Annotated in this window: 20 protein-coding genes and 2 tRNA genes; 15 read left to right on the forward strand and 7 right to left on the reverse strand. The window is 65.2% G+C overall.

Going from position 1 to position 20887, the window contains the following annotated elements:
• Window positions 1–325: 325 nt before the first annotated feature.
• From dnaA to BH683_RS19385, 11 genes are all read left to right on the forward strand, one after another.
• On the forward strand, window positions 326–1903 hold the full coding sequence (dnaA, locus tag BH683_RS19335) for a chromosomal replication initiator protein DnaA (RefSeq protein ID WP_084837895.1): 1578 nt from the start codon (window positions 326–328) through the stop codon (window positions 1901–1903).
• 623 nt (window positions 1904–2526) lie between these two features.
• The gene (dnaN, locus tag BH683_RS19340) at window positions 2527–3696 is read left to right on the forward strand and encodes a DNA polymerase III subunit beta (RefSeq protein ID WP_084837896.1); all 1170 of its coding nucleotides are present in this window, start codon (window positions 2527–2529) and stop codon (window positions 3694–3696) included.
• 89 nt (window positions 3697–3785) lie between these two features.
• Entirely contained in the window at window positions 3786–4685 is a 900-nt protein-coding gene (gene gnd, locus BH683_RS19345; RefSeq protein ID WP_084837897.1) for a phosphogluconate dehydrogenase (NAD(+)-dependent, decarboxylating), read from the forward strand.
• Window positions 4686–4708: 23 nt separating this feature from the next.
• The gene (gene recF, locus BH683_RS19350) at window positions 4709–5872 is read left to right on the forward strand and encodes a DNA replication/repair protein RecF (protein WP_084837898.1); all 1164 of its coding nucleotides are present in this window, start codon (window positions 4709–4711) and stop codon (window positions 5870–5872) included.
• A 2-nt stretch (window positions 5873–5874) separates the two neighbouring features.
• Entirely contained in the window at window positions 5875–6417 is a 543-nt protein-coding gene (locus tag BH683_RS19355) for a DUF721 family protein (protein WP_084837899.1), read from the forward strand.
• Between the two features lie 290 nt (window positions 6418–6707).
• Window positions 6708–8870: a DNA topoisomerase (ATP-hydrolyzing) subunit B gene (gene gyrB / locus BH683_RS19360; protein WP_084837900.1), complete on the forward strand. Its 2163-nt coding sequence runs from the start codon at window positions 6708–6710 to the stop codon at window positions 8868–8870.
• Window positions 8871–8911: 41 nt separating this feature from the next.
• Entirely contained in the window at window positions 8912–11419 is a 2508-nt protein-coding gene (gene gyrA, locus BH683_RS19365; protein WP_084837901.1) for a DNA gyrase subunit A, read from the forward strand.
• 60 nt (window positions 11420–11479) lie between these two features.
• Complete coding sequence (locus tag BH683_RS29170; RefSeq protein WP_084837902.1) at window positions 11480–12496, forward strand: DUF3566 domain-containing protein; 1017 nt, start codon at window positions 11480–11482, stop codon at window positions 12494–12496.
• A 66-nt stretch (window positions 12497–12562) separates the two neighbouring features.
• Window positions 12563–12636: transfer RNA gene (locus tag BH683_RS19375), tRNA-Ile, on the forward strand.
• A 170-nt stretch (window positions 12637–12806) separates the two neighbouring features.
• Window positions 12807–12879: transfer RNA gene (locus BH683_RS19380), tRNA-Ala, on the forward strand.
• A gap of 42 nt (window positions 12880–12921) precedes the next feature.
• Entirely contained in the window at window positions 12922–13848 is a 927-nt protein-coding gene (locus BH683_RS19385) for an LLM class F420-dependent oxidoreductase (RefSeq protein WP_084837971.1), read from the forward strand.
• 19 nt (window positions 13849–13867) lie between these two features.
• On the opposite strand, the gene BH683_RS19390 is transcribed toward BH683_RS19385, so the two are convergent.
• The 5 genes from BH683_RS19390 to BH683_RS19410 form a co-directional block, all read right to left on the reverse strand.
• Window positions 13868–14383: a DUF1707 domain-containing protein gene (locus tag BH683_RS19390; protein ID WP_084837903.1), complete on the reverse strand. Its 516-nt coding sequence runs from the start codon at window positions 14381–14383 to the stop codon at window positions 13868–13870.
• A 6-nt stretch (window positions 14384–14389) separates the two neighbouring features.
• Window positions 14390–15013: a DUF4190 domain-containing protein gene (locus tag BH683_RS29040; RefSeq protein ID WP_246833473.1), complete on the reverse strand. Its 624-nt coding sequence runs from the start codon at window positions 15011–15013 to the stop codon at window positions 14390–14392.
• A 28-nt stretch (window positions 15014–15041) separates the two neighbouring features.
• Window positions 15042–15467 (reverse strand): cell wall synthesis protein CwsA, encoded by a 426-nt coding sequence (gene cwsA, locus BH683_RS19400; protein ID WP_084837905.1) that lies wholly within the window; start codon window positions 15465–15467, stop codon window positions 15042–15044.
• A 67-nt stretch (window positions 15468–15534) separates the two neighbouring features.
• Complete coding sequence (locus BH683_RS19405; RefSeq protein WP_084837906.1) at window positions 15535–16251, reverse strand: GAF and ANTAR domain-containing protein; 717 nt, start codon at window positions 16249–16251, stop codon at window positions 15535–15537.
• Window positions 16252–16307: 56 nt separating this feature from the next.
• Window positions 16308–17090: a GAF and ANTAR domain-containing protein gene (locus BH683_RS19410; protein WP_168187080.1), complete on the reverse strand. Its 783-nt coding sequence runs from the start codon at window positions 17088–17090 to the stop codon at window positions 16308–16310.
• Window positions 17091–17163: 73 nt separating this feature from the next.
• Here BH683_RS19410 and BH683_RS19415 point away from each other — a divergent pair, with 73 nt between their 5' ends.
• Window positions 17164–17694, forward strand: a complete 531-nt coding sequence (locus BH683_RS19415) for a peptidylprolyl isomerase (protein WP_084837972.1) — start codon at window positions 17164–17166, stop codon at window positions 17692–17694.
• Window positions 17695–17704: 10 nt separating this feature from the next.
• Entirely contained in the window at window positions 17705–18583 is an 879-nt protein-coding gene (locus tag BH683_RS19420) for a rhomboid family intramembrane serine protease (protein WP_246833474.1), read from the forward strand.
• Window position 18584: 1 nt separating this feature from the next.
• On the opposite strand, the gene BH683_RS19425 is transcribed toward BH683_RS19420, so the two are convergent.
• On the reverse strand, window positions 18585–19049 hold the full coding sequence (locus BH683_RS19425; protein ID WP_084837909.1) for a PH domain-containing protein: 465 nt from the start codon (window positions 19047–19049) through the stop codon (window positions 18585–18587).
• Window positions 19050–19151: 102 nt separating this feature from the next.
• Window positions 19152–19442, reverse strand: a complete 291-nt coding sequence (crgA, locus tag BH683_RS19430) for a cell division protein CrgA (RefSeq protein WP_084837910.1) — start codon at window positions 19440–19442, stop codon at window positions 19152–19154.
• Window positions 19443–19541: 99 nt separating this feature from the next.
• Between crgA and BH683_RS19435 the strand changes: the two genes are divergently transcribed.
• Both BH683_RS19435 and BH683_RS19440 read left to right on the forward strand, forming a co-directional pair.
• Entirely contained in the window at window positions 19542–20222 is a 681-nt protein-coding gene (locus tag BH683_RS19435; RefSeq protein ID WP_246833475.1) for an aminodeoxychorismate/anthranilate synthase component II, read from the forward strand.
• A gap of 11 nt (window positions 20223–20233) precedes the next feature.
• Window positions 20234–20881: a TetR/AcrR family transcriptional regulator gene (locus tag BH683_RS19440; protein ID WP_084837911.1), complete on the forward strand. Its 648-nt coding sequence runs from the start codon at window positions 20234–20236 to the stop codon at window positions 20879–20881.
• The last annotated feature ends 6 nt before the right edge of the window (window positions 20882–20887 follow it).

Raw genomic sequence — 20887 nt, forward strand, 5'->3', positions numbered from 1 at the left:
GAAACGCGTAGCCGGAATCGACGATCGGCGACCGTTCGAGACTACTGATGACCGGCGTCAGGGTCAAACCGCGACGAGATGCACGAAACACCCGCGACCTGCGGCATCGATGTTCGACACGCCTGTTCCGGGGAGATTCTTGCCTTTACCTGCAACATGTGGTGTTCAGTTGTGGCCCCGCGCCGATCTCTGTTAACTTCACCCAAGCTATCCACCCGGGGCGGAATCGCGTTAACCCTTCTGGGGTTCGCTGTGTCTTCCTATTGCTCCACACCTGTGGATAACGGTGTGGACAATTGGTGACGAACCACCAGGAGGGACGACCATGCCAGCGGATTCCGATCACGACTCTTTCAGCGTGATCTGGCACCAGGTCGTCACCGAACTCAACGACGACACCGCAGGCAACCGGATCCCGTTGTCCAAACAGCAGAAGGCCTGGCTCTCGCTCGTCCGACCGCTGACCCTTGCCGAGGGCTTCGCACTACTGACCGTGCCGACCCCCCGGGTCCAGGAACAGATCGAGCGCGGACTCCGCGAGCCGATCGTGTCCGCACTCAGCCGCCATCTCGGACACACCGTGGATCTGGCGGTCCGCATCGACCCGATCGCCACCGATTCCGTGCCGGGCGGCGCGACCGAACTTCCCGAAGAAGACAGTCGACCGCTTCCAGTCGACGACTACGGGAGCTCACGGGTCCCGCGCCCCGACAACTACGGACGTCCCGAGATCCCGGGACGAACCGACATCTCACCCCCGCCCGAAACATTCGCAGACCGCGACCGCGACCTCACCAGGGCCGGCGGCAATGGAGGCGAGTGGTCCAGCTATTTCTCGGCCGACTCGTCGTCGAAGTCCGACTCCAGCGGCGACTCGAGCCTCAACTCGAAGTACACCTTCGAGACGTTCGTCATCGGCGCCTCCAACCGGTTCGCACACGCCGCCGCGGTCGCGATCTCCGAAGCCCCGGCGCGGGCCTACAACCCGCTGTTCATCTGGGGTGAGTCGGGACTCGGCAAGACCCACCTGTTGCATGCGGCCGGTCACTACGCCCAGCGGCTGTTTCCCGGGATGCGCGTCAAATACGTCTCGACCGAAGAATTCACCAACGACTTCATCAACTCGTTGCGTGATGACCGCCGGGTGGCGTTCAAACGCCGGTACCGCGACATGGACGTCCTCCTCGTCGACGACATCCAGTTCCTCGAGGGCAAAGAAGGTATCCAGGAAGAGTTCTTCCACACCTTCAACACCTTGCACAACGCGAACAAGCAGATCGTGGTCTCTTCGGATAGGCCGCCGAAACAGCTTGCGACGCTGGAGGATCGTCTGCGTACCCGCTTCGAATGGGGTCTGATCACCGACGTCCAGCCGCCCGAGCTGGAGACCCGGATCGCCATCCTGCGGAAAAAAGCACAGATGGACGACATCCGCGTACCCGACGACGTCCTCGAACTGATCGCCTCGAAGATCGAGCGCAACATCCGCGAACTCGAGGGCGCATTGATCCGGGTGACGGCCTTCGCCTCGCTCAACCATTCTGAACTCGACACTGCACTCGCCGACGTGGTCCTACAGGCTCTGCTACCCGATTCGGCAAGTCTGGAGATCACCGCGGCCACGATCCTCGCGGTCAACGCCGAGTACTTCGACATCAGCATCGAGGAGCTCCGCGGACCGGGTAAGACCAGGTCCATCGCTCAGGCCCGCCAGATCGCCATGTACCTGTGCCGCGAACTGACCGACCTCTCGCTGCCGAAGATCGGTGAGACGTTCGACCGGGACCACACCACCGTCATGTACGCGGACAAGAAGATCCGCAAGGAGATGGCCGAGCGTCGTCGTGTGTACGACCAGGTCCAGGAACTCACCGCGCGTATCAAACAGCGCTCACGCCGCTAGCTTCTGCCGCCCTTCACCGGGCTCTCGCGCACGTCGAGCGCGGCCCCTCCATGCCTCGAGCCACGCCCGTTCCGTGCACCCGTATGGGCGTCCGCCGCGGCACTCTCCACGCGGACGACAACACCTCCCGACGCGACACTCTCGACCCCGCCATGAGACTTTCCGGTTGTTCTCCGACCGAATCACACGTTCACCGCGAGCAGATCTGCCTGTGTACAAGCCGGTGGATAACTACCGAAATCTGTGGATAGACAGTGCACCTTTCCCGAACGGAGGCGCCCCGTTCACATGCACGTCACGTGTGTTCATCGGCGACTGACATTTCGCCCCCAGGCCTCCGGTCCCGATACCAGCCGAATCTGCCTGTCATCCACAAATTCACAGGACCTATTACTACGAAGAATTTATCTCTCAACAAAGCTCTTTAAAAGCAAGGGTGTGCACAAGTCATCTCCACAGGCATCGGCCTGGGCAGAATCACAAGGAGTCGAGACGACCCCATCGGCACCGAATACTTGTCATCCGCCTTAGAGTGGAGACCCTGGCGCACGCCGCACGGTCGAAGGCTGTCTTCGCACCGGAGCAGGCACAGCTCGAACAACCAGAAGGGCAAGCTGAAGACAATGAAGTTTCGGGTGACTCGCGACGAGTTCGCAGATTCGGTCGCGTGGGTTGCACGTAGCCTGCCGAGCCGACCTCCGGTACCGGTCCTCGGCGGTGTGCTGCTGACGGTGACCGACACCGGACTCTCGGTGTCGGGATTCGACTTCGAGGTCTCAGCGCAGGTCAACGTCTCGGCGGAGGTCGCCGACGAAGGCCAGGTGCTGGTGTCGGGCAAGCTGCTTGCCGACATCACCAGGGCTCTCCCGGCCAAACCCGTCGACGTGCAACTCGACGGAACGCGGGTCGCGATCGTCTGTGGCAGCGCGAAGTTCTCGCTGCCCACGATGCCTGTGGAGGACTACCCGCAGCTGCCCGACGTCCCGGAGAACACGGGGTCCATCCCGTCGGACGTCTTCGCGGAGGCGATCACGCAGGTCGCCATCGCAGCAGGCAAAGACGACACCCTGCCCATGCTGACCGGCATCCGCCTCGAGATCGACAACAACACCGTGGTCTTGGCCGCGACGGACCGGTTTCGGCTCGCCGTTCGCGAACTCACCTGGACCCCGGAGGTCGCGGACACCACGTCCGCAGTGCTGGTGCCCGCCAAGACCCTGGCCGAAGCGGCCAGGACCGCGGGGTCGGACGGCACCTCGGCCGTCGGACTGGCATTCGGTTCCGGTGGCAGCATCGGTGCAGACGGTCTGCTGGGCATCCTGGGATCCGGACGACGCACGACCACCCGGCTGCTCGATGCCGAGTTCCCGAAATTTCGGCAGTTGCTGCCGCCGAGTCACACCTCGGTCGCCAATATCGAGATCGGTCCGTTGACCGAGGCGATCAAGCGCGTTGCCCTGGTTGCCGAACGGGGCGCACAGGTGCGGCTCGAGTTCGGTGAGGACACCGTGCTGCTGACCGCCGGCGGTGACGACGCAGGCCGGGCCGAGGAGCAGGTCGATGTGAAGTTCTATGGCGACCCGCTGACCATCGCCTTCAATCCGGGATACCTGCTCGACGGGCTCGGATCGCTGCACGCCGGGACGGTCGACTTCGGGTTCACCACCCCGTCGCGTCCCGCGGTACTGCGTCCCGGTTCCGACGCCGAGCCCACACCTGACGACAACGGCGCCTACGCGGCGCCGAACAGCGAATACACATACTTGCTGATGCCGGTCCGGCTGCCGGGCTGAAAGATGAGCGGCACCGGTGCCGCTGGACAACAATGGTTGCAGCGGAACCGGACCGCAGCGAGACGTCATCGGCAAAGGAGTGATCGACCATGCAAATGGGTTTGGTGGGACTCGGCAAGATGGGTGGCTTCATGCGCACCCGCATCAAGGATGCAGGCATCGAGGTCGTCGGGTACGACCCACGTCCTGAGGTCACCGACGTCGGCTCCCTCGCCGAACTCACGGAGGCACTCGACGCGCCGAGGATCGTCTGGGTCATGGTCCCCTCCGGGGAACCGACCAGGTCCACCGTGCGCACCCTCTCGGAGACCCTGTCGCCCGGTGATCTGGTGATCGACGGCGGCAACTCGAAGTACACCGATGACGCGATCAATGCAGAACTGCTCAGTGCCAAGGGAATCAGCTACATCGACTGCGGTGTCTCCGGCGGCGTCTGGGGTCTGGAGAACGGTTACGGCCTGATGTGCGGCGGCGCGAAGGACGATGTCGCCCGCGCCATGCCGATCTTCGACGCGCTGCGCCCGCCGGGGGAGCGCGCCGACGGATTCGTCCACGCCGGCCAGGTCGGCGCAGGTCACTACGCCAAGATGGTGCACAACGGCATCGAGTACGGACTGATGCATGCCTATGGTGAGGGATACGAGATCCTCGACGCCGAACCGCTCATCGAAGACGTCACCGGAACGCTACGCGCCTGGACCAACGGCACCGTTGTCCGGTCCTGGCTGCTCGAACTCCTGGTCAAGGCGTTGCAGGAAGACCCCGGTCTGGCCGAGATCTCCGACTACACAACCGATTCCGGCGAAGGACGCTGGACGGTCGAAGAAGCCATCCGACATTCCGTACCCGCCAACGTCATCTCCGCAGCGCTGTTCGCCCGTTTCGCATCCCGGCAAGAGGGCGGTTCGCCGGCACTCAAGGCGGTCTCGGCACTGCGCAACCAGTTCGGCGGTCATTCGGTGGTTCCCAAGTCCGCAACGTCCGAGTGACTTGCGGGAGATGATCTGACGAGGTGTTCGTCCGCAACCTTGGCCTGCGCAACTTTCGCTCGTGGGAAGACGTTTCTGTCGAACTGGGCACCGGCACAACGCTTTTCGTTGGGCGTAACGGTTTCGGCAAGACCAACCTGCTGGAGGCGCTCTACTATCTCGCGGGCCTGAGGTCACATCGGGTGAGTACGGATGCGCCGCTCATCCGTACCGGTGCCGACCATGCGAAAGTATCGGCGACCGTCGAGAATGACGGGCGTGAGTTGACCGTCGATCTGCTGATTGCCGGAGGGCGGGCGAACAAGGCTGCGATCAACGGCGCCCCGTGCAGGCGTCCCCGCGACATCCTCGGGATCCTGCGAACCGTGATGTTCGCGCCCGAGGATCTCGCGCTCGTCCGGGGCGACCCCGGCGAACGCCGCCGATTCGTCGATGAGCTCATCGCGATGCGGGGACCGAGGTGGGCGGCGGCGAAGGCGGACTACGATCGGGTGCTCCGTCAGCGGGCCGCCCTCCTCAAGACCGCATCGTCGGCGTTGCGGCGCGGTGACGGAGAGTCGGTGATCAGCACCTTGGATGTGTGGGATGCCCAGCTCGCCGACTTCGGAGCGCAGGTGACCGCGGCGCGGATAGATCTGGTTCGGGAGCTCGAACCTCATGTGCAGCAGTCATATTCGACCATTGCCCCGCAGTCCCGGCCGGCCGGTATGCGCTATCGTCCATCGATCTCGGTGGACATCGAGCCGGCGCCGGGCGAAGCGGCGGACGTCGACTACATCGAGGCGGCGATGCTGAACGATCTCGGGACCCTGCGTCAGAAGGAGATCGACCGGGGCGTGTGTCTGGTCGGACCACATCGAGACGACATCGAACTGCTGCTCGGGACGGAGACTGCCAAGGGATTCGCCAGCCACGGGGAGTCGTGGTCGCTCGCACTGGCGCTGCGACTCGGTTCGGTGGAACTGGTGCGATCGGACGGGGTGGAACCGGTACTACTGCTCGACGACGTGTTCGCAGAACTCGACGCCCGCCGTCGTGAAAAACTTGCCGACGTCGCCGGGACCGCAGAACAGGTCCTCATCACGGCGGCAGTCGCAGACGACATACCCGCCTCGATCGGCGGCAGGACGGTTGCGGTGAACATCATCGAGGCCGATGGTGTCCGTACCTCGGAACTGGTGAGTTGAACATGGCCGAAGAACCCGAGTCCGGACAGGGCAGTGGATACGACATGGCCCGCAAGGCGCTCGAAGACGCCCGCGCGGCGGCCCGTGCCGCAGGAAAATCGGTCGGTCAGGGGCGCGCATCACCCAGTAAGAGGACGTCCGCGCCCCGGCCCGCCTCACGCCGGGGCTGGACCGGCGCCGGCCCCGACGTCCACGATCCGCAGCCGATGGGCAGGGTTGCGGGCAACCTCGCAGGTCGCCGTGGCTGGAACTCGAAGATCTCCGAAGGCACCGTGATGGGTGCCTGGGACCGCATCGTCGGGGCCGAGATCGCTGCGCACGCACAGCCCAAGTTGTTGCGCGACAAGGTGTTACACGTCACTGCCGAATCGACTGCCTGGGCGACCCAACTGCGGCTCATCCAGTCGCAGATCCTGGCGAAGATCGCTGCCGTGGCCGGCAACAACGTGGTGACCAGCCTCCGGATCACCGGGCCGCAGAGCCCGTCGTGGCGCAAAGGTGAACGCCATGTGAAGGGTCGCGGGCCGCGCGACACGTACGGCTGAGACCGGAGCTCCGGTCCCGACGCCGCAATGGGCGACGAATCCCGCCAGAGCGGCAACGGCACGCCGATAGCGTCGGTCGGACTAGGTGCAAACCGAAAAAATCCGTCTGTGGACACATCAGGGGTGTTGCAGGGCTATTCCTCGTCGCATGACCCAGTAGTATGTAGGGAGTTGCCCCGAACCGGGGTAGACCGCCACGTCGAGGGCCCCGGACTCAGCAGCCGATACCGTGCTGCCCGGTGCCTCACGCGTGCGCGACTGAAATGGCGATGTAAGGAGCGGACGCACTCGTGGCCGACAGCACCGAACCCCAGCAGCCGGAACAACCGGACAAGCCGGAACCCACCAAGAAGGTCCCGGCGAAGAAGAAGGGGAACCCCGAATACGGTGCCGATTCGATCAGCATCCTCGAGGGACTCGAAGCGGTTCGTAAACGCCCGGGTATGTACATCGGTTCCACCGGTGAACGCGGACTTCACCACCTGATCTGGGAAGTCGTCGACAACTCGGTCGACGAGGCGATGGCGGGTTACGCCACCCGCGTCGACGTGACCCTGCGGGCCGATGGTGCGGTGCAGGTCGTCGACGACGGTCGAGGTATCCCCACGGGTATGCACAAGACCGGCATCCCGACGGTCGAGGTCGTCATGACCCAGCTGCACGCAGGCGGAAAGTTCGACTCCGATTCCTACGCGGTGTCCGGTGGTCTGCACGGCGTCGGCATCTCCGTGGTCAACGCCCTGTCCAAGACGGTGGAGTTGGAGATCAACCACGCGGGCTTCGAATGGCAGCAGACCTACACGAACGCTGTCGCCGGTGAGCTCAAGAAGGGTTCGCCGACCAAGAAGACCGGCACGACGGTCCGGTACTGGGCCGACGAGAAGATCTTCGAGACCACCTCCTACAACTTCGACACCATCGCGCGGCGACTCCAGGAGATGGCCTTCCTCAACAAGGGCCTGACCATCACGCTGACCGATGAACGACCCGCCACCATCGAGGCCGGCGACGCCGAGGACGTCGAGGTCGCCGAAGCGCCGAAGTCCGAGGACGAGCTCGCCGAAGAAGTGGCGAACACCGAACTCGCCGACGATGTCGATGTCCCGGTGGACGCCGAGGGCAAGCCCGAAGGCCGCAAGTCCAAGAGCCGCAGCCGTATCTATCACTACCCCGGCGGACTCGAAGACTTCGTGCGCCATCTCAACAACGGCAAGACCGCGAGCAAGACCGCGATCCACAACTCGGTCATCAGCTTCACGGCAAAGGGCACCGGGCACGAGCTCGAGGTCGCGATGCAGTGGAACAACGGCTACTCCGAATCCGTCCACACCTTCGCGAACACCATCAACACCCATGAGGGTGGTACGCACGAAGAGGGCTTCCGTTCAGCTCTCACGGCGACGGTCAACAAGTACGCCACCGAGAAGAAGCTGGTCAAGGACAAGGGCGACAAGCTCACGGGCGACGACATCCGCGAGGGTCTGGCCGCGGTCATCTCGATCAAGGTCTCGGATCCGCAGTTCGAGGGACAGACGAAGACCAAGCTGGGCAACACCGAGGTCCGCAGCTTTGTGCAGAAGGTGAGCAACGAACACCTCGCGCACTGGTTCGAGTCGAATCCCGCCGAGGCGAAGATCATCATCCGCAAGGCTGTCGAATCCGCGAACGCCCGGATGGCTGCCCGCAAGGCGCGAGAGTTGGTGCGCCGCAAGAGCGCCAACGACATCGGTGGTCTTCCGGGTAAGCTCGCCGACTGTCGCAGCAAGGACCCCAGCAAGTGTGAGGTCTACATCGTGGAGGGCGACTCGGCCGGCGGCAGCGCCAAGTCCGGTCGCGACTCGATGTACCAGGCGATCCTCCCGATCCGCGGCAAGATCATCAACGTCGAGAAGGCACGCATCGACCGCGTCCTCAAGAACACCGAGGTCCAGTCGATCATCACCGCGTTCGGCACGGGTATCCATGACGAGTTCGACATCGCGAAGCTGCGCTACCACAAGATCGTGTTGATGGCCGACGCAGACGTTGACGGACAACACATCTCGACGTTGCTGATGACGCTGCTGTTCCGGTTCATGCGCCCGCTCGTGGAGCACGGCCACGTCTATCTGGCCCAGCCGCCGCTGTACAAACTCAAGTGGCAGAAGGGTGCTGCACCGGAGTTCGCGTATTCCGATCGTGAGCGCGACGGATTGCTCGAAGCAGGTGCGCAGGCGGGCAAGAAGATCAACAAGGACGACGGAATCCAGCGCTACAAGGGTCTGGGCGAGATGAATGCCAAGGAACTGTGGGAGACCACGATGGACCCTTCGGTTCGGGTACTGCGGCAGGTCACGCTCGATGACGCCGCCGCCGCCGATGAACTGTTCAGCGTGCTGATGGGGGAGGACGTGGTGGCACGGCGGAGCTTCATCGCCCGCAATGCCAAAGACGTTCGCTTCCTGGATGTCTGACATCCTCGCGCCCGCCGACCTGACCCGACGAAAGTGAACTGATGACCGACACCTTGCCACCCGACAGTGGCCCCGGAGACCGCGTCGAACCGGTCGACATCCAGCAGGAGATGCAGCGGAGCTACATCGATTACGCCATGAGCGTCATCGTCGGCCGCGCCCTGCCCGAGGTCCGAGACGGCCTCAAGCCGGTACATCGCCGGCTGCTCTATGCGATGAACGATGCGGGCTTCCGGCCGGATCGCAGCTATGTGAAGTCTGCGAAACCTGTTGCGGAGACGATGGGTAACTACCACCCACATGGTGATACCGCGATCTACGATGCGCTGGTCCGTCTGGCGCAGCCGTGGTCGATGCGATATCCGCTCGTCGACGGCCAGGGCAACTTCGGCTCCCGCGGCAACGACGGTGCTGCAGCGATGCGGTACACCGAGGCCCGCCTGACGCCGCTGGCCATGGAGATGCTGCGTGACATCACCGAGGAGACAGTCGATTTCACGCCGAACTACGACGGTAAGACCCAGGAACCGACGGTCCTGCCGTCGCGGGTCCCCAACCTCCTCATCAACGGCTCCAGCGGCATCGCGGTCGGCATGGCGACCAACATCCCACCGCACAACCTCGGTGAGGTCGCTGACGCGGTCTTCTGGGCGCTAGACAATTACGAGGCCGACGAAGAGACCACACTCGCGGCGTGCATGGAACGGGTCAAGGGACCCGACTTCCCCACGCATGGACTGATTGTCGGCGGCCAGGGTATCCGCGACGCGTACACCACCGGCCGCGGAAGCGTCCGTATGCGCGGCGTGGTGCGGATCGAGGAGAACAAGGGTGCGACCACCCTCGTGATCACCGAACTGCCGTACCAGGTGAACCCGGACAACATGATCCAGTCGATCGCCGAACAGGTGAACGAGGGAAAGCTCAAGGGCATCAGCAGGATCGACGACGAGTCCTCGGACCGGGTCGGTATGCAGATCGTGGTCACCCTGCGCCGCGACGCCGTGGCGAAGGTGGTGCTCAACAACCTCTACAAGCACAGTCAGCTGCAGACCAGTTTCGGTGTCAACATGCTGTCGATCGTCGACGGTGTGCCCCGCACACTGCGGCTCGACCAGATGATCCGCTACTACGTCGAGCACCAGATCGACGTCATCATCCGGCGCACCCGCTACCGGCTGCGCAAGGCAGAAGAGCGCGCGCATATCCTGCGCGGTCTCGTCAAAGCCCTTGACGCACTGGACGAAGTGATCGCCTTGATCCGCCGGTCGCAGACTGTCGACATCGCCCGCACCGGATTGATCGACCTGCTCGACGTCGACGAGATCCAGGCCGACGCCATCCTGGCGATGCAGTTGCGAAGGCTCGCGGCTCTCGAGAGGCAGAAGATCGTCGACGAGTTGGCCGAGATCGAGATCGAGATCGCCGACTACAAGGACATTCTCGCCAAGCCAGAACGTCAGCGTGCCATCGTGCGTGACGAGTTGGCCGAGATCGTCGAGAAGTTCGCCGACGAGCGGCGCACCAAGATCATCGCCGCCGACGGTGACGTCTCCGACGAGGATCTGATCGCCCGCGAGGACGTGGTGGTCACGATCACCGAGACCGGGTATGCCAAGCGCACCAAGACCGACCTGTACCGCAGCCAGAAGCGTGGCGGTAAGGGCGTACAGGGAGCGGGGCTCAAACAGGACGACATCGTTCGGCACTTCTTCGTGTGCTCCACCCACGATTGGATCCTGTTCTTCACCACCAAGGGTCGCGTGTACCGCGCGAAGGCGTACGAACTTCCCGAGGCGAACCGCACCGCGCGTGGCCAGCACGTCGCGAACCTCCTGGCATTCCAGCCCGAGGAGCGGATCGCGCAGGTCATCCAGATCAAGAGCTACGAGGATGCGCCCTACCTGGTGCTCGCCACCCTCGGCGGCCTGGTGAAGAAGTCGCGTCTGGTCGACTTCGACTCCAACCGGTCCGGCGGCATCTTCGCGATCAACCTGCGCGGAGAAGACGAGCTGGTCGGTGCTCAGTTGTGCAGCGCCGACGATGATCTGCTGCTGGTCTCGACCAAGGGCCAGTCGATCAGGTTCTCCGCGACCGATGACGCCTTGCGTCCGATGGGCAGGCAGACGTCTGGCGTCCAAGGCATGCGGTTCAACGACGAGGACCAGTTGCTGTCGCTGAATGTGGTGCGGGATGACACGTACCTGCTGGTCGCGACATCGGGTGGCTATGCAAAACGGACTGCGATGACCGATTATCCGGTGCAGGGCCGCGGCGGCAAGGGCGTGCTGACCATCCAGTACGACAAACGCCGCGGAGCACTGGTCGGAGCCCTGATCGTCGACGACGACAGCGAGCTGTACGCGATCACCTCCGGTGGGGGTGTGATCCGCACCGCTGCGAAGCAGGTCCGCAAGGCCGGCCGCCAAACCAAGGGCGTCCGCCTGATGAACCTGGGCGAAGGAACTACGCTCTTGGCTATCGCCCGTAACGCCGACGAACCGGATGAACTGGCCGAGACGGACAACGGGCCTGCCGGCAAGAAGTAGCAGCAAGCAAGCGGAGCCCGATCAACGCTCCTCCTCACCGGAGGCGAGGCAAAGGAACGCATGAGCACACCCAACGAGCCGAACAAACCGACTCAGACCCCGGCGGGTCCGGCGCCCAAGGGGCAGCCGGGGAGTGGCGACCAGGAGTCCGGGAACGGATCCCGGCCCGCGGTCTCCGTGCAGGAGTCTGCCGCGCGTTCCGGTGAGACGCCCGCAACGAAGGCGACCCCGGCGGCCGGTCCGAACACGCCGCCCGCGGGACAGGCCGGACCCACCCGCCCGGTCGGCAACGGCCAGGGTCCGGGTGGGGTGCCCCCATGGCAGCGAGCACAGGGTCCGGGCCCTCAGGGACCGGGTAATGCGGGCGCTCAGGGACCGCAGGGTGGCCCGGGTAAGCCGCCGCCGCCCGCGGGCAGCCAGCCGCCTCCTGGATCCGGTAGCGGGCAGCAGCCCGGTGCGCCCGGGCCCGGCCGTGGTCCCTCGGGGCCGCCGCAGGGTCGTGGTCAGGGACCGGGGAATGCGCCGGGGGGCAAGCGTCCGGTGATCACCGGCACCGCGGCCCCGAAACCGATCGACGGGCCGACGCGGAACATCGATCGCCGGGACCTGCCGCAGGAAGAGCTGCCCGACCTCGACGCCATCCATCACCCTGAGGTGGCGGCGACCGGCCCGTCACGGTCCATCGAGGCCGTGCCGTCGCCAGGTGCGATGGGAGCGCTCCGGGCGTCGGTGCAGCTGCGCCGTATCGACCCCTGGTCGGCCTTCAAGGTGTCCGCGGTGCTGTCGGTGGCCTCCTTCTTCATCTGGATGATCGCTGTCGGTGTGCTGTATCTCATCCTCGACGGCATGGGTGTGTGGGATCAGCTGAACAACTCGTTCGGGACCCTGGTGTCGAGTGACACGACCACCGAGTCGTCGTTCGAGATCAGTGCCGGGGGTGTGTTCGGGATCGCGGCCCTCATAGGTGCGGTCAACGTGGTGCTGTTCACCGCACTCGCCACTGTCGGATCCTTCATCTACAACCTGTCTTCCGACCTCGTCGGCGGAATGGAGATCACCCTTGCGGACCGCGACTAGAGCCCGATCTGACCAGGCGTTTTGTCGCCTGGGCGTGCGGTCGGGTAATCTCTGACTTCGGTTCACGGGCCTATAGCTCAGGCGGTTAGAGCGCTTCGCTGATAACGAAGAGGTCGGAGGTTCAAGTCCTCCTAGGCCCACCGTGACGACGAGACAGAGAGCGGTAAAACCCCCCGAAAGGAGGGCGCGATGAAGACAGTTCTGATCACCGCAGCCGTACTCGCACTCATCGTCACAGGCCTGCTCACGGAGTCTCGACGCAATATCGAGGTGTGGCACGGCCTACCCGAAGACCAGTGAGAACTGGCACGGGGCCTTAGCTCAGTTGGTAGAGCGCTGCCTTTGCAAGGCAGATGTCAGGAGTTCGAATCTCCTAGGCTCCACAAGTGTTTGCACGGGCAGCCATCGCGCGCCAGAGTGGGATCATGGAACTTCGCATTTTCGTCGAACCGCAGCAGGGTGCCACTTACTCGGATCAGCTCGCGGTCGCCCGCACGGCCGAGGCCGCTGGATTCGGGGCCTTCTTCCGATCAGACCACTACCTCGCCATGAACGTCGAGGGAAACCCGGGACCGACTGATACCTGGACCACGCTCGCAGGTCTGGCCCGCGAAACCACCACGATCCGACTGGGCACACTCGTCACGTCGGCGACGTTCCGGTATCCGGGACCGTTGGCGATCGCGGTCGCCCAGGTGGACGAGATGTCCGGCGGCCGGGTGGAGTTCGGATACGGCGCAGGTTGGTTCAGCGCGGAGCACGAGGCCTACGCGATCCCGTTCCCTTCGCTGGGGGAGCGCTTCGACAAACTAGAGGAATCACTCGCAGTCATCACCGGACTCTGGAAAACCCCAGTCGGAGAAAAGTTCTCATACTCAGGCGAGCATTACACCGTGAAGGACTCGCCGGCGTTGCCGAAGCCGATCCAGACGCCGACGCCGCCCATCGTGCTGGGCGGGCAGGGCAAGAAGCGGACCCCGGCATTGGCCGCGCAGTATGCCGACGAGTTCAACGTCCCGTTCATCTCGGCGGGAGACGCCGCGCAGGCTTTCGAGCGCGTGCGGACGGCATGTGAGGCCCGTGGGCGCGCCGCAGACGACATGACCTACTCGGCCGCGCTGACGGTGTGCGCCGGCGCCGACGACGCGGAGGTCACTCGCCGCGCCACGAACATCGGGCGCGATCTGGCGGAGCTGCGCAAGGACGGCTTGGCGGGGTCGCCGGCCGAGATCGTGGACAAGATCGGCAGTTACCGCGAGATCGGGGCGTCGAGGATCTACCTGCAGGTGCTCGACATGTCCGACCTCGAGCACCTCGAGTTCATCGCCGACACGGTGATACCACAGCTCTGACCGGGCGGCCGGGGAACTCTCAGTAGCCTAGTTCGCCTCGGCGGCGTGACTCGATGTCACGTCGCCGCTGCTGCTCGTCGGCGTCGAGCCCGGGTGCATCGGTGTTGTCGGGGCCCGCCCAGATCCGAATCGCGCCGAACGACAGGGGGAGCAGGATGAACACGAGCCAGGCCATCGGCACCCCGAGTGCCAGGAGCAGAAAGAACACCAGGACGGTGCCGCCGCCGGCGAACAGATTCAGTGTCCGGATGACCTTGTCCCTGCGTCCGGTACGGGGAACCGGTGCCGCCGCGGCCCGGGCCGCTGGGGTCAGCTGAGAGCTGCCGTCACCGGGTCCGAACGGGGTCGGCTCCGGCAGGTCCATGAACAACTCCGACAACTCTGACCGGGTGTGTGCCGTGGTGACCGCATCGACGCGCTCGGAGTACTCGGCGTTGTCGAGTCGTCCGCTGGTGTAGTGCTCACCCAGAGCCTCGAGTGCGGTGGTGCGCTCGGCGTTGCCTATCCGGATCTCGCGGGGCTTCTCTGAATCCATGGGTGTTCAGCTGCCCTTGCCGACGATGTAGAGGTATCCGCCGAGGACGAGGACCCCCGCGGCCAGATAGAGGTAGCCGACCCAGAGCGCAGCAACCGCGAATGATGCACCCTGTTCGCCGGTACGGCGTATCTGCGCGCGGGCGACATGTCCGCACACTATGCCGATCAGAAAGGTCAGTCCGATCACGGAGAGGATCAGTGCGACGATCGCGGTGACGTTGGTCTTGTTCGTCCGGCGGGCCGGTGCGGGACTCATCTGCGCTCCGGACTCCTCTTCGTGGCCGTACGTGTGCTGCGGCTCGTCATTGCGGGTGTCGGCGGGGTCCGCGGTCTGGGAGTAGGCATTCGAGTTGGTGTTGGGGGCCGGGCTCGCTCCGATTCCGGCAGCGGGCCCGCTCAGTGGTGAGGGGGAGTAGGGCGGTGGCGGCCTGCGCACCGGGGGAGCCCCCGGACCTCCGCGGCCGCGGAAGGGCGGCTGACCGCCCGGGCCCTGGGGTGGGGGGCCTGCCGGACCTGGTTGGGCCGGCCGGTACGCGGGAGCAGGCCCGGAGGACCCACCGCGCTGCTCCCAGGCCGGAATCGGTTCGACATCTCGTCGCCGTCGGCCCTCACCACTGTCATAACTCACGAGTCACACGGTACCTGCCGCAGGCAGGTCAGCTGCCCGACTGCCCGTTGGCCGAAGGGGAGGCCGGATCCAGCGTCTTGGCTTCCTCGCCGGCCACGGGCACGTCTGCCAGGCGCGGCGGGGCTGCGGCGACGCTCGGTGGTTGAGGCCGGGTGCGCCGGGTGATCGAGAAGGCTGCGGCCCCCGCGACGAGGACGGCAACCGAGACCAACGCGATCTTGAGGCGGCGCCGTGATCTAGGCCGTGTCGTGGCCAATTGCTCGGGCAAGGCGTCGGCGAGGCCGGCGCGCTCGAGTCCGGACACGACCGTCGGGCTGGTGATGTGCACCGGGAACACGTCCGAGGCCTGGGCGGTGAGCTTCTTGCCGCCGGACCACAGCGCCGCCGCCGCGCTCTGCGTCGTGGCGACGGCTTGATCGCGTACTGCCTTCAGTTCGGATTCGAGCTTGCTCATATATGACTCCTTTGGCCCCGCGCCGACTCGCTCGCGCCCGGGTGGTCTCGGCTCAGATCACTCCACCCTAATGTTTCGGGGACCCCGCCGGAGGATGCTCACGGAGCACCAGCTTCCGGGCGACGTCCGCGAGCCGCGTATTGGCGTCCTGAGAAAGACGCTTGAGCAGATCGAACGCCTGTACCGCGTCGAGGTCGTAACGTTCCATGATCATGCCCTTGGCCTGTCCGATGACATCTCGGGAAGCCAGCGCGCTGTCGAACTCACTGTTGCGCCGCGCCGCATAGAGAGTCACCGCCGCGTGCGTGGCGTGGATCAGGCCGATCTCCTCGGCACCGGCCCCGAACGCACCCGGTGTCTCCGAATAGAGATTCAGTGCACCCGCCGCCTCCCGGTCGGTGTACAGCCGGAACGACAGACTCGCGCGGACCGGGCTCTGCGCCAACACCGCTGCGGTGAAAGCGGGCCAACGGCTGTCGGAGGAGAGGTCATCGGCTCGAACGGTGTCCGACTGCAGGGCGGCGTCCACACAGGGGCCCTGTCCGAACTGACTCTGCAGCGAGTCGACCAGTGCCGCGGTCGGGTGCGTGGCGGCTGTCGAGCTGACATCGTGGCCCTTCGAGATGATCGTGATCCCTCCGCATTCCGCACCGGGGACGGTGTCGACGGCGCTCGACATGATGCCCTCGAGCACGGAGGCGATACTTTGCGGCAGTCGCGTGCGGATGTGTGCGGCCAGATCGGCCGTCACTGCACCCAGATCGTTGTCGCGTTCGGTCTGCATCACAGTCCATCCGTTTCAGGTGTCGATGTGTCGTGGTGGCCCGGGTCGGAGAGGATTCATCGGCCTTCCACCTCGTCGGTGTCACGCAGGGTGAGGCGGCGGGCGACGATGTCGTCGGCGACGTCTTTGATCGACCGCCCGTGTTGATAGGAGTATGCGCGCAGGATGTCGAGGGCCTCGTCCGCCGCAATGGCGAGCTGCACCGCGACCATGCCCGAGGCGAGGTAGACCTGCGAGCGGGAGAACTCATCGGCCGCGACGTCAGGGTCGGCGTCGTCGACGGCAGTCAGGTAGTCGTCCCAGTTCCGGCGGACGGTGCGGCCGGCGGAGGTGGCGATGGTGACGGCTGCGGTCTGCGCGGCCACCTCGAGCCCGCCCTCTGTGCCCCGGTACAGCTCGAGGACGCCGAGGGGATGATCGCTTTCCACAATCGGGAACGCGAACACGGCGCGGGCGCCGACGGCAATTGCCTCACCGCTGAACACCGGCCAGCGCTCCAGCGCCGACCGATCGCGTAGGTCGGGCACCAGATGCGGCGTTCTGTCGTGAAAAGCGTCGAGGCAGGGTCCCTCACCGAGGGTGAACTGCAGCTCGTCGATCTGCTGGGAGATGGCGTCGGTGGCGAACACCAGGTCGCGGACCCGGCTCGTCCGGGTCATCAGGGCCACTGCCGCCCCGTCGACGCCGGAGAGACGGACCGCCGTTTCGCAGAGCCGTCCGACACCGAGGAAGCCCGGGTTGCGTGCCGAGTCCGTTGCCGAAGAAGTGCGATCCGGCATGTCGTGCGGGTCGCCACCGCCGCCCGGGGGATGTGCGTCGCGGTCCGAGGTACCGCTCATGTCAGCTCCCATCGCTACTGGTAAACGTACTCCAGCTCAGGCCCGGTGGCGGCCAGATGGCACCATGGAGGTCGTGACCACAGCATTGAAAACCGCAACCGCGATCCTGCACACCAACAACGGTGACATCAGGATCGCCCTGTTCGGAAACCACGCACCCAAGACGGTTGCCAACTTCACCGGCCTGGCCGATGGCAGCAAGGACTACTCCAAGCCGAACGCCTCCGGCGGCGACGCGGGGCCCTTCTACGATGGCGCGATCTTCCACCGCATCATCTCGGGCTTCATGCTCCAGGGCGGCGACCCCACCGGCACCGGCATGGGCGGCCCGGGATACGAGTTCGAGGACGAGTTCCACCCCGAGCTGACCTTCAGTCAGCCCTATCTGCTGGCCATGGCGAACGCCGGCCCCGGGACCAACGGCTCGCAGTTCTTCATCACCGTCGGCCCGACCCCCCACCTCAACCGCAAGCACACCATCTTCGGTGTGGTCGAGGACGAGGAGTCCAAGAAGGTCGTCGACAAGATCGAGGCGGTCTCGACCGACCGTCGTGACCGTCCGCTCGAAGACGTGATCATCCAGAAGATCACCATCGAGTCCTGATCGGTTCTATGTGACATTCCAGCCCCCGGCGCCCGGGCGTCCATCGCCTCCGGCCCAGGTGTGCGTCCGGCACCCCGATCGCCCGACTGGACTGTCGTGCAGTCGGTGCGGCCGTCCGGCCTGCCCCGAATGTCTGCACCCGGCCGCAGTCGGCCAGCATTGCGTCGACTGCGTCCGGGCAGCGGGCAACCGGGTCCCGCGCGCCAGGACGATCGGCGCGAGCAGGCCGTACGCCACCTACACCCTGCTCGCGGTGAATCTCGTCATCTTCGCGATCACCGCCCTGCAGGCCGGCAGCGTCACGGAACTGCGTTCCTCGGAGGTGTTCACCGAAGGCGCCCTCTGGGGACCGTTCATGGCCTCGGGCGAGTACTGGCGGGTGCTCACCGCCGGTTTCCTGCACTTCTCGTTGATCCATGTCGCGGTCAACATGTTCTCCCTCTACATTCTCGGCCGTGATGTCGAGATCACGCTCGGCACAGCACGATTCGTCGGGATCTACCTCACCTCGCTGCTCGGTGGCAGCGCGCTGGTGATGCTCTTCGAGAACCCGCTGGCGATCAACGCCGGAGCCTCGGGTGCGATTTTCGGTCTGATGGGTGCGACCCTCGTGGTGGTCCTCAAGGCCAAGATCCCGGCCGGCATGGTCCTCGGAGTCATCGGCATCAACGTGGTGCTGTCGCTGACCATCCCGAACATCTCTTTGTGGGCCCACATGGGCGGCCTGTTTTTCGGGGCCGCGGCCGCCGCGGGGATCCTCTACGGCCCCGAACTGCTGCCCGCCGGCAAGAAGACCTCCCGCAACGCCGCAGCGATCGGGTGGATCGTGATGGGTGGCCTCATCGTGCTCGCGCTCGTGCTCAGTGCCGCCCGCGCCCAGACCCTGTGAGCTACTTGCGTTCTTGAATCGCCAGTCCGGCCTCGCGGAGTGCATCGGCGACGTCGAGTGGGTTCGCGCCCAGGTCCCAGCGACCGAAGATCACCAAACGTTCGCCGTCATGGGCGGTCGCGTCGTCGATGTCGAACTCCAGATGCGGCACCCGCCTTCCCAGTCGCGGGTAGCTGATCACCTGGGCCCGGCGGACCTCGTCGAACGCATAGCGCCGGACGCCACCGGTGAGCGTCCTGATCGCGAGCGTGTGGGTGTCGACCACCGCCAGTCGCGGGCGGACGCGTAATCCGATCGCCCCGAGTACGAGCAGCAGCACCGCAGCGATGACCATCAACAGGACACCCGCGGGATCGGGACCTGCGACCAGCGCGGCGACACCCAGCAGGACTCCGCCGGCCACCATGACGCCCGCCATCGCGGGAGGTGTCGACCACGACAGGGTCGACGAAGCAGAGTTATCCACAGGCCTTATCCACAATGGGGACTAGTTACACACATGTTGTTCCACAGCTGTGGATGAATTACACACATGTAGTTCGGGTGCTCACAGGCATCGACGTCGAGGTCAGCGCCACTTCATGGTCATCAGCAGTCCGGCCACCATGAAGCCGAAGCCGATGAGAAAGTTCCACGGGCCGAGCTCGTACATCCAGTTCAGGATCTTGCCCTCGGCGCCGAGTGATTCGGGGGTGGCGACCAGATAGAAGACGATCAGCCACAGCAGGCCGAGCAGCATCAGGCCGAGCATCGTCGAAACGTAGACCGTGCTCGACGGTCCGGTTTTCACCTTGACCGGAGTGCGGCTCGCCGGGTTGATCGTGTAATCGGTCTTCTTGCGGACCTTTGACTTGGGCATAGAATTCCTCGGTTCGCGGGCAAAACGTGTCACTACAACCTAGCTCACCAGGCAATAGAGATGTGAAGCCGCAGCGTCGTCCCAGGTAGCCTGATCGTTGTGACCGACCCGATCCATACCGGGCCCCAGCAGGCCCCCGCCCGCATCCTCGTCGTCGACAACTACGACAGCTTCGTCTACAACCTCGTCCAGTACCTCGGACAGCTGGGGGTGCACGCCGAGGTGTGGCGTAACGACGACGCCAGGCTCGCCGACCCGGCCACCGCGATCGCCGAGTTCGACGGGGTACTGCTCTCGCCGGGACCGGGGACGCCGCAACGGGCCGGTGCCACCATGCCCTTGGTCGCAGCGGCCGCCACGAGCGAGACTCCCTTGCTCGGGGTCTGTCTCGGGCATCAGGCAATCGGCGCGGCATTCGGTGCCACGGTCGACCGCGCCCCGGAGCTGCTGCACGGCAAGACCTCGCTGGTCTCACACGACGACGACGGTGTCTTGGCCGGTCTGCCCAATCCGTTCACCGCCACCAGGTATCACTCGCTGACCGTTCTCCCGGAGACGATCCCGACCGAGTTGGTGGTCACCGCGACGACCGGCACCGGCATCGTGATGGCCATGCGCCACCGCGAATTGCCGATCCACGGCGTCCAGTTCCACCCCGAGAGTGTGCTGACCCAGGGCGGGCACCGGATGCTGGCGAACTGGCTGACGGTGTGCGGGATGATCGTTCCCGATGGTCAGGTACGTGTCCTGGAAGAGCAGGTCGCCGCGGCACTCGGCTGACGGGACACGTGATGGTCTCCGACACCGAGCGATCCACCCGATCGGCCGCGACCCGCGACCGGATCCTGGTCGCGGCAGAGCGACTGTTCGCCGAACACGGGCTGTTCGCGGTGTCGAATCGCCAGGTGAGCGAGGCGGCCGGACAAGGCAACAACGCCGCTGTCGGCTACCACTTCGGGACCAAGACCGACCTGGTGCGGGCGATCGTGACGAAGCACGCGGGACAGATCGAGGAACTGCGCGCTGCAGCGCTGCGCGAGATCGAAGGTTCGACCGATGTCCGGGACTGGGTCACCTGCCTGGTACGTCCGTCGACCGAGCATCTCGCCGCGCTGGGCACTCCATCCTGGTATGCCCGCTTCAACGCTCAGGTGCTCACCGATCCGACCCTGCGCGTCCTCGTCTACACCGAGGCGTCCGGGGCCTCACCGAGTCTGGCGAGGTTGCTGTCCGGGCTCGGGAGCACCGTCGACGACATACCCGAGGACATCCGCCGCGCCCGGGCCGACATGGGCCGGTCGCTGATGGTCCACATGTGTGCCGAACGAGAGTTGCGGCTCGCCGGCGAGGGCGGCCCCGAGACCATCGGTTGGCACGACTTCGGCACCGACCTGATCGACGCGATCGTCGGCATCTGGACCGCGCCCGTGACCCGCTGAACCTGC

Origin of the sequence: Williamsia sp. 1138 (assembly GCF_002095435.2) — a bacterium.
In the GTDB taxonomy this organism is placed as follows: domain Bacteria; phylum Actinomycetota; class Actinomycetes; order Mycobacteriales; family Mycobacteriaceae; genus Williamsia.

What these genes read in the sequence shown, in the direction of transcription:
- BH683_RS29170 (WP_084837902.1), top strand. Translation starts at nt 11,480, where the DNA reads ATGAGCACACCCAACGAGCCGAACAAACCGACTCAGACCCCGGCGGGT.
- dnaA (WP_084837895.1), top strand. Translation starts at nt 326, where the DNA reads ATGCCAGCGGATTCCGATCACGACTCTTTCAGCGTGATCTGGCACCAG.
- gnd (WP_084837897.1), top strand. Translation starts at nt 3,786, where the DNA reads ATGCAAATGGGTTTGGTGGGACTCGGCAAGATGGGTGGCTTCATGCGC.
- BH683_RS19410 (WP_168187080.1), bottom strand. Translation starts at nt 17,090, where the DNA reads ATGAGCGGTACCTCGGACCGCGACGCACATCCCCCGGGCGGCGGTGGC.
- cwsA (WP_084837905.1), bottom strand. Translation starts at nt 15,467, where the DNA reads ATGAGCAAGCTCGAATCCGAACTGAAGGCAGTACGCGATCAAGCCGTC.
- BH683_RS19390 (WP_084837903.1), bottom strand. Translation starts at nt 14,383, where the DNA reads ATGGATTCAGAGAAGCCCCGCGAGATCCGGATAGGCAACGCCGAGCGC.
- BH683_RS19440 (WP_084837911.1), top strand. Translation starts at nt 20,234, where the DNA reads ATGGTCTCCGACACCGAGCGATCCACCCGATCGGCCGCGACCCGCGAC.
- gyrA (WP_084837901.1), top strand. Translation starts at nt 8,912, where the DNA reads ATGACCGACACCTTGCCACCCGACAGTGGCCCCGGAGACCGCGTCGAA.
- crgA (WP_084837910.1), bottom strand. Translation starts at nt 19,442, where the DNA reads ATGCCCAAGTCAAAGGTCCGCAAGAAGACCGATTACACGATCAACCCG.
- BH683_RS19355 (WP_084837899.1), top strand. Translation starts at nt 5,875, where the DNA reads ATGGCCGAAGAACCCGAGTCCGGACAGGGCAGTGGATACGACATGGCC.
- dnaN (WP_084837896.1), top strand. Translation starts at nt 2,527, where the DNA reads ATGAAGTTTCGGGTGACTCGCGACGAGTTCGCAGATTCGGTCGCGTGG.
- BH683_RS19385 (WP_084837971.1), top strand. Translation starts at nt 12,922, where the DNA reads ATGGAACTTCGCATTTTCGTCGAACCGCAGCAGGGTGCCACTTACTCG.
- BH683_RS19405 (WP_084837906.1), bottom strand. Translation starts at nt 16,251, where the DNA reads ATGCAGACCGAACGCGACAACGATCTGGGTGCAGTGACGGCCGATCTG.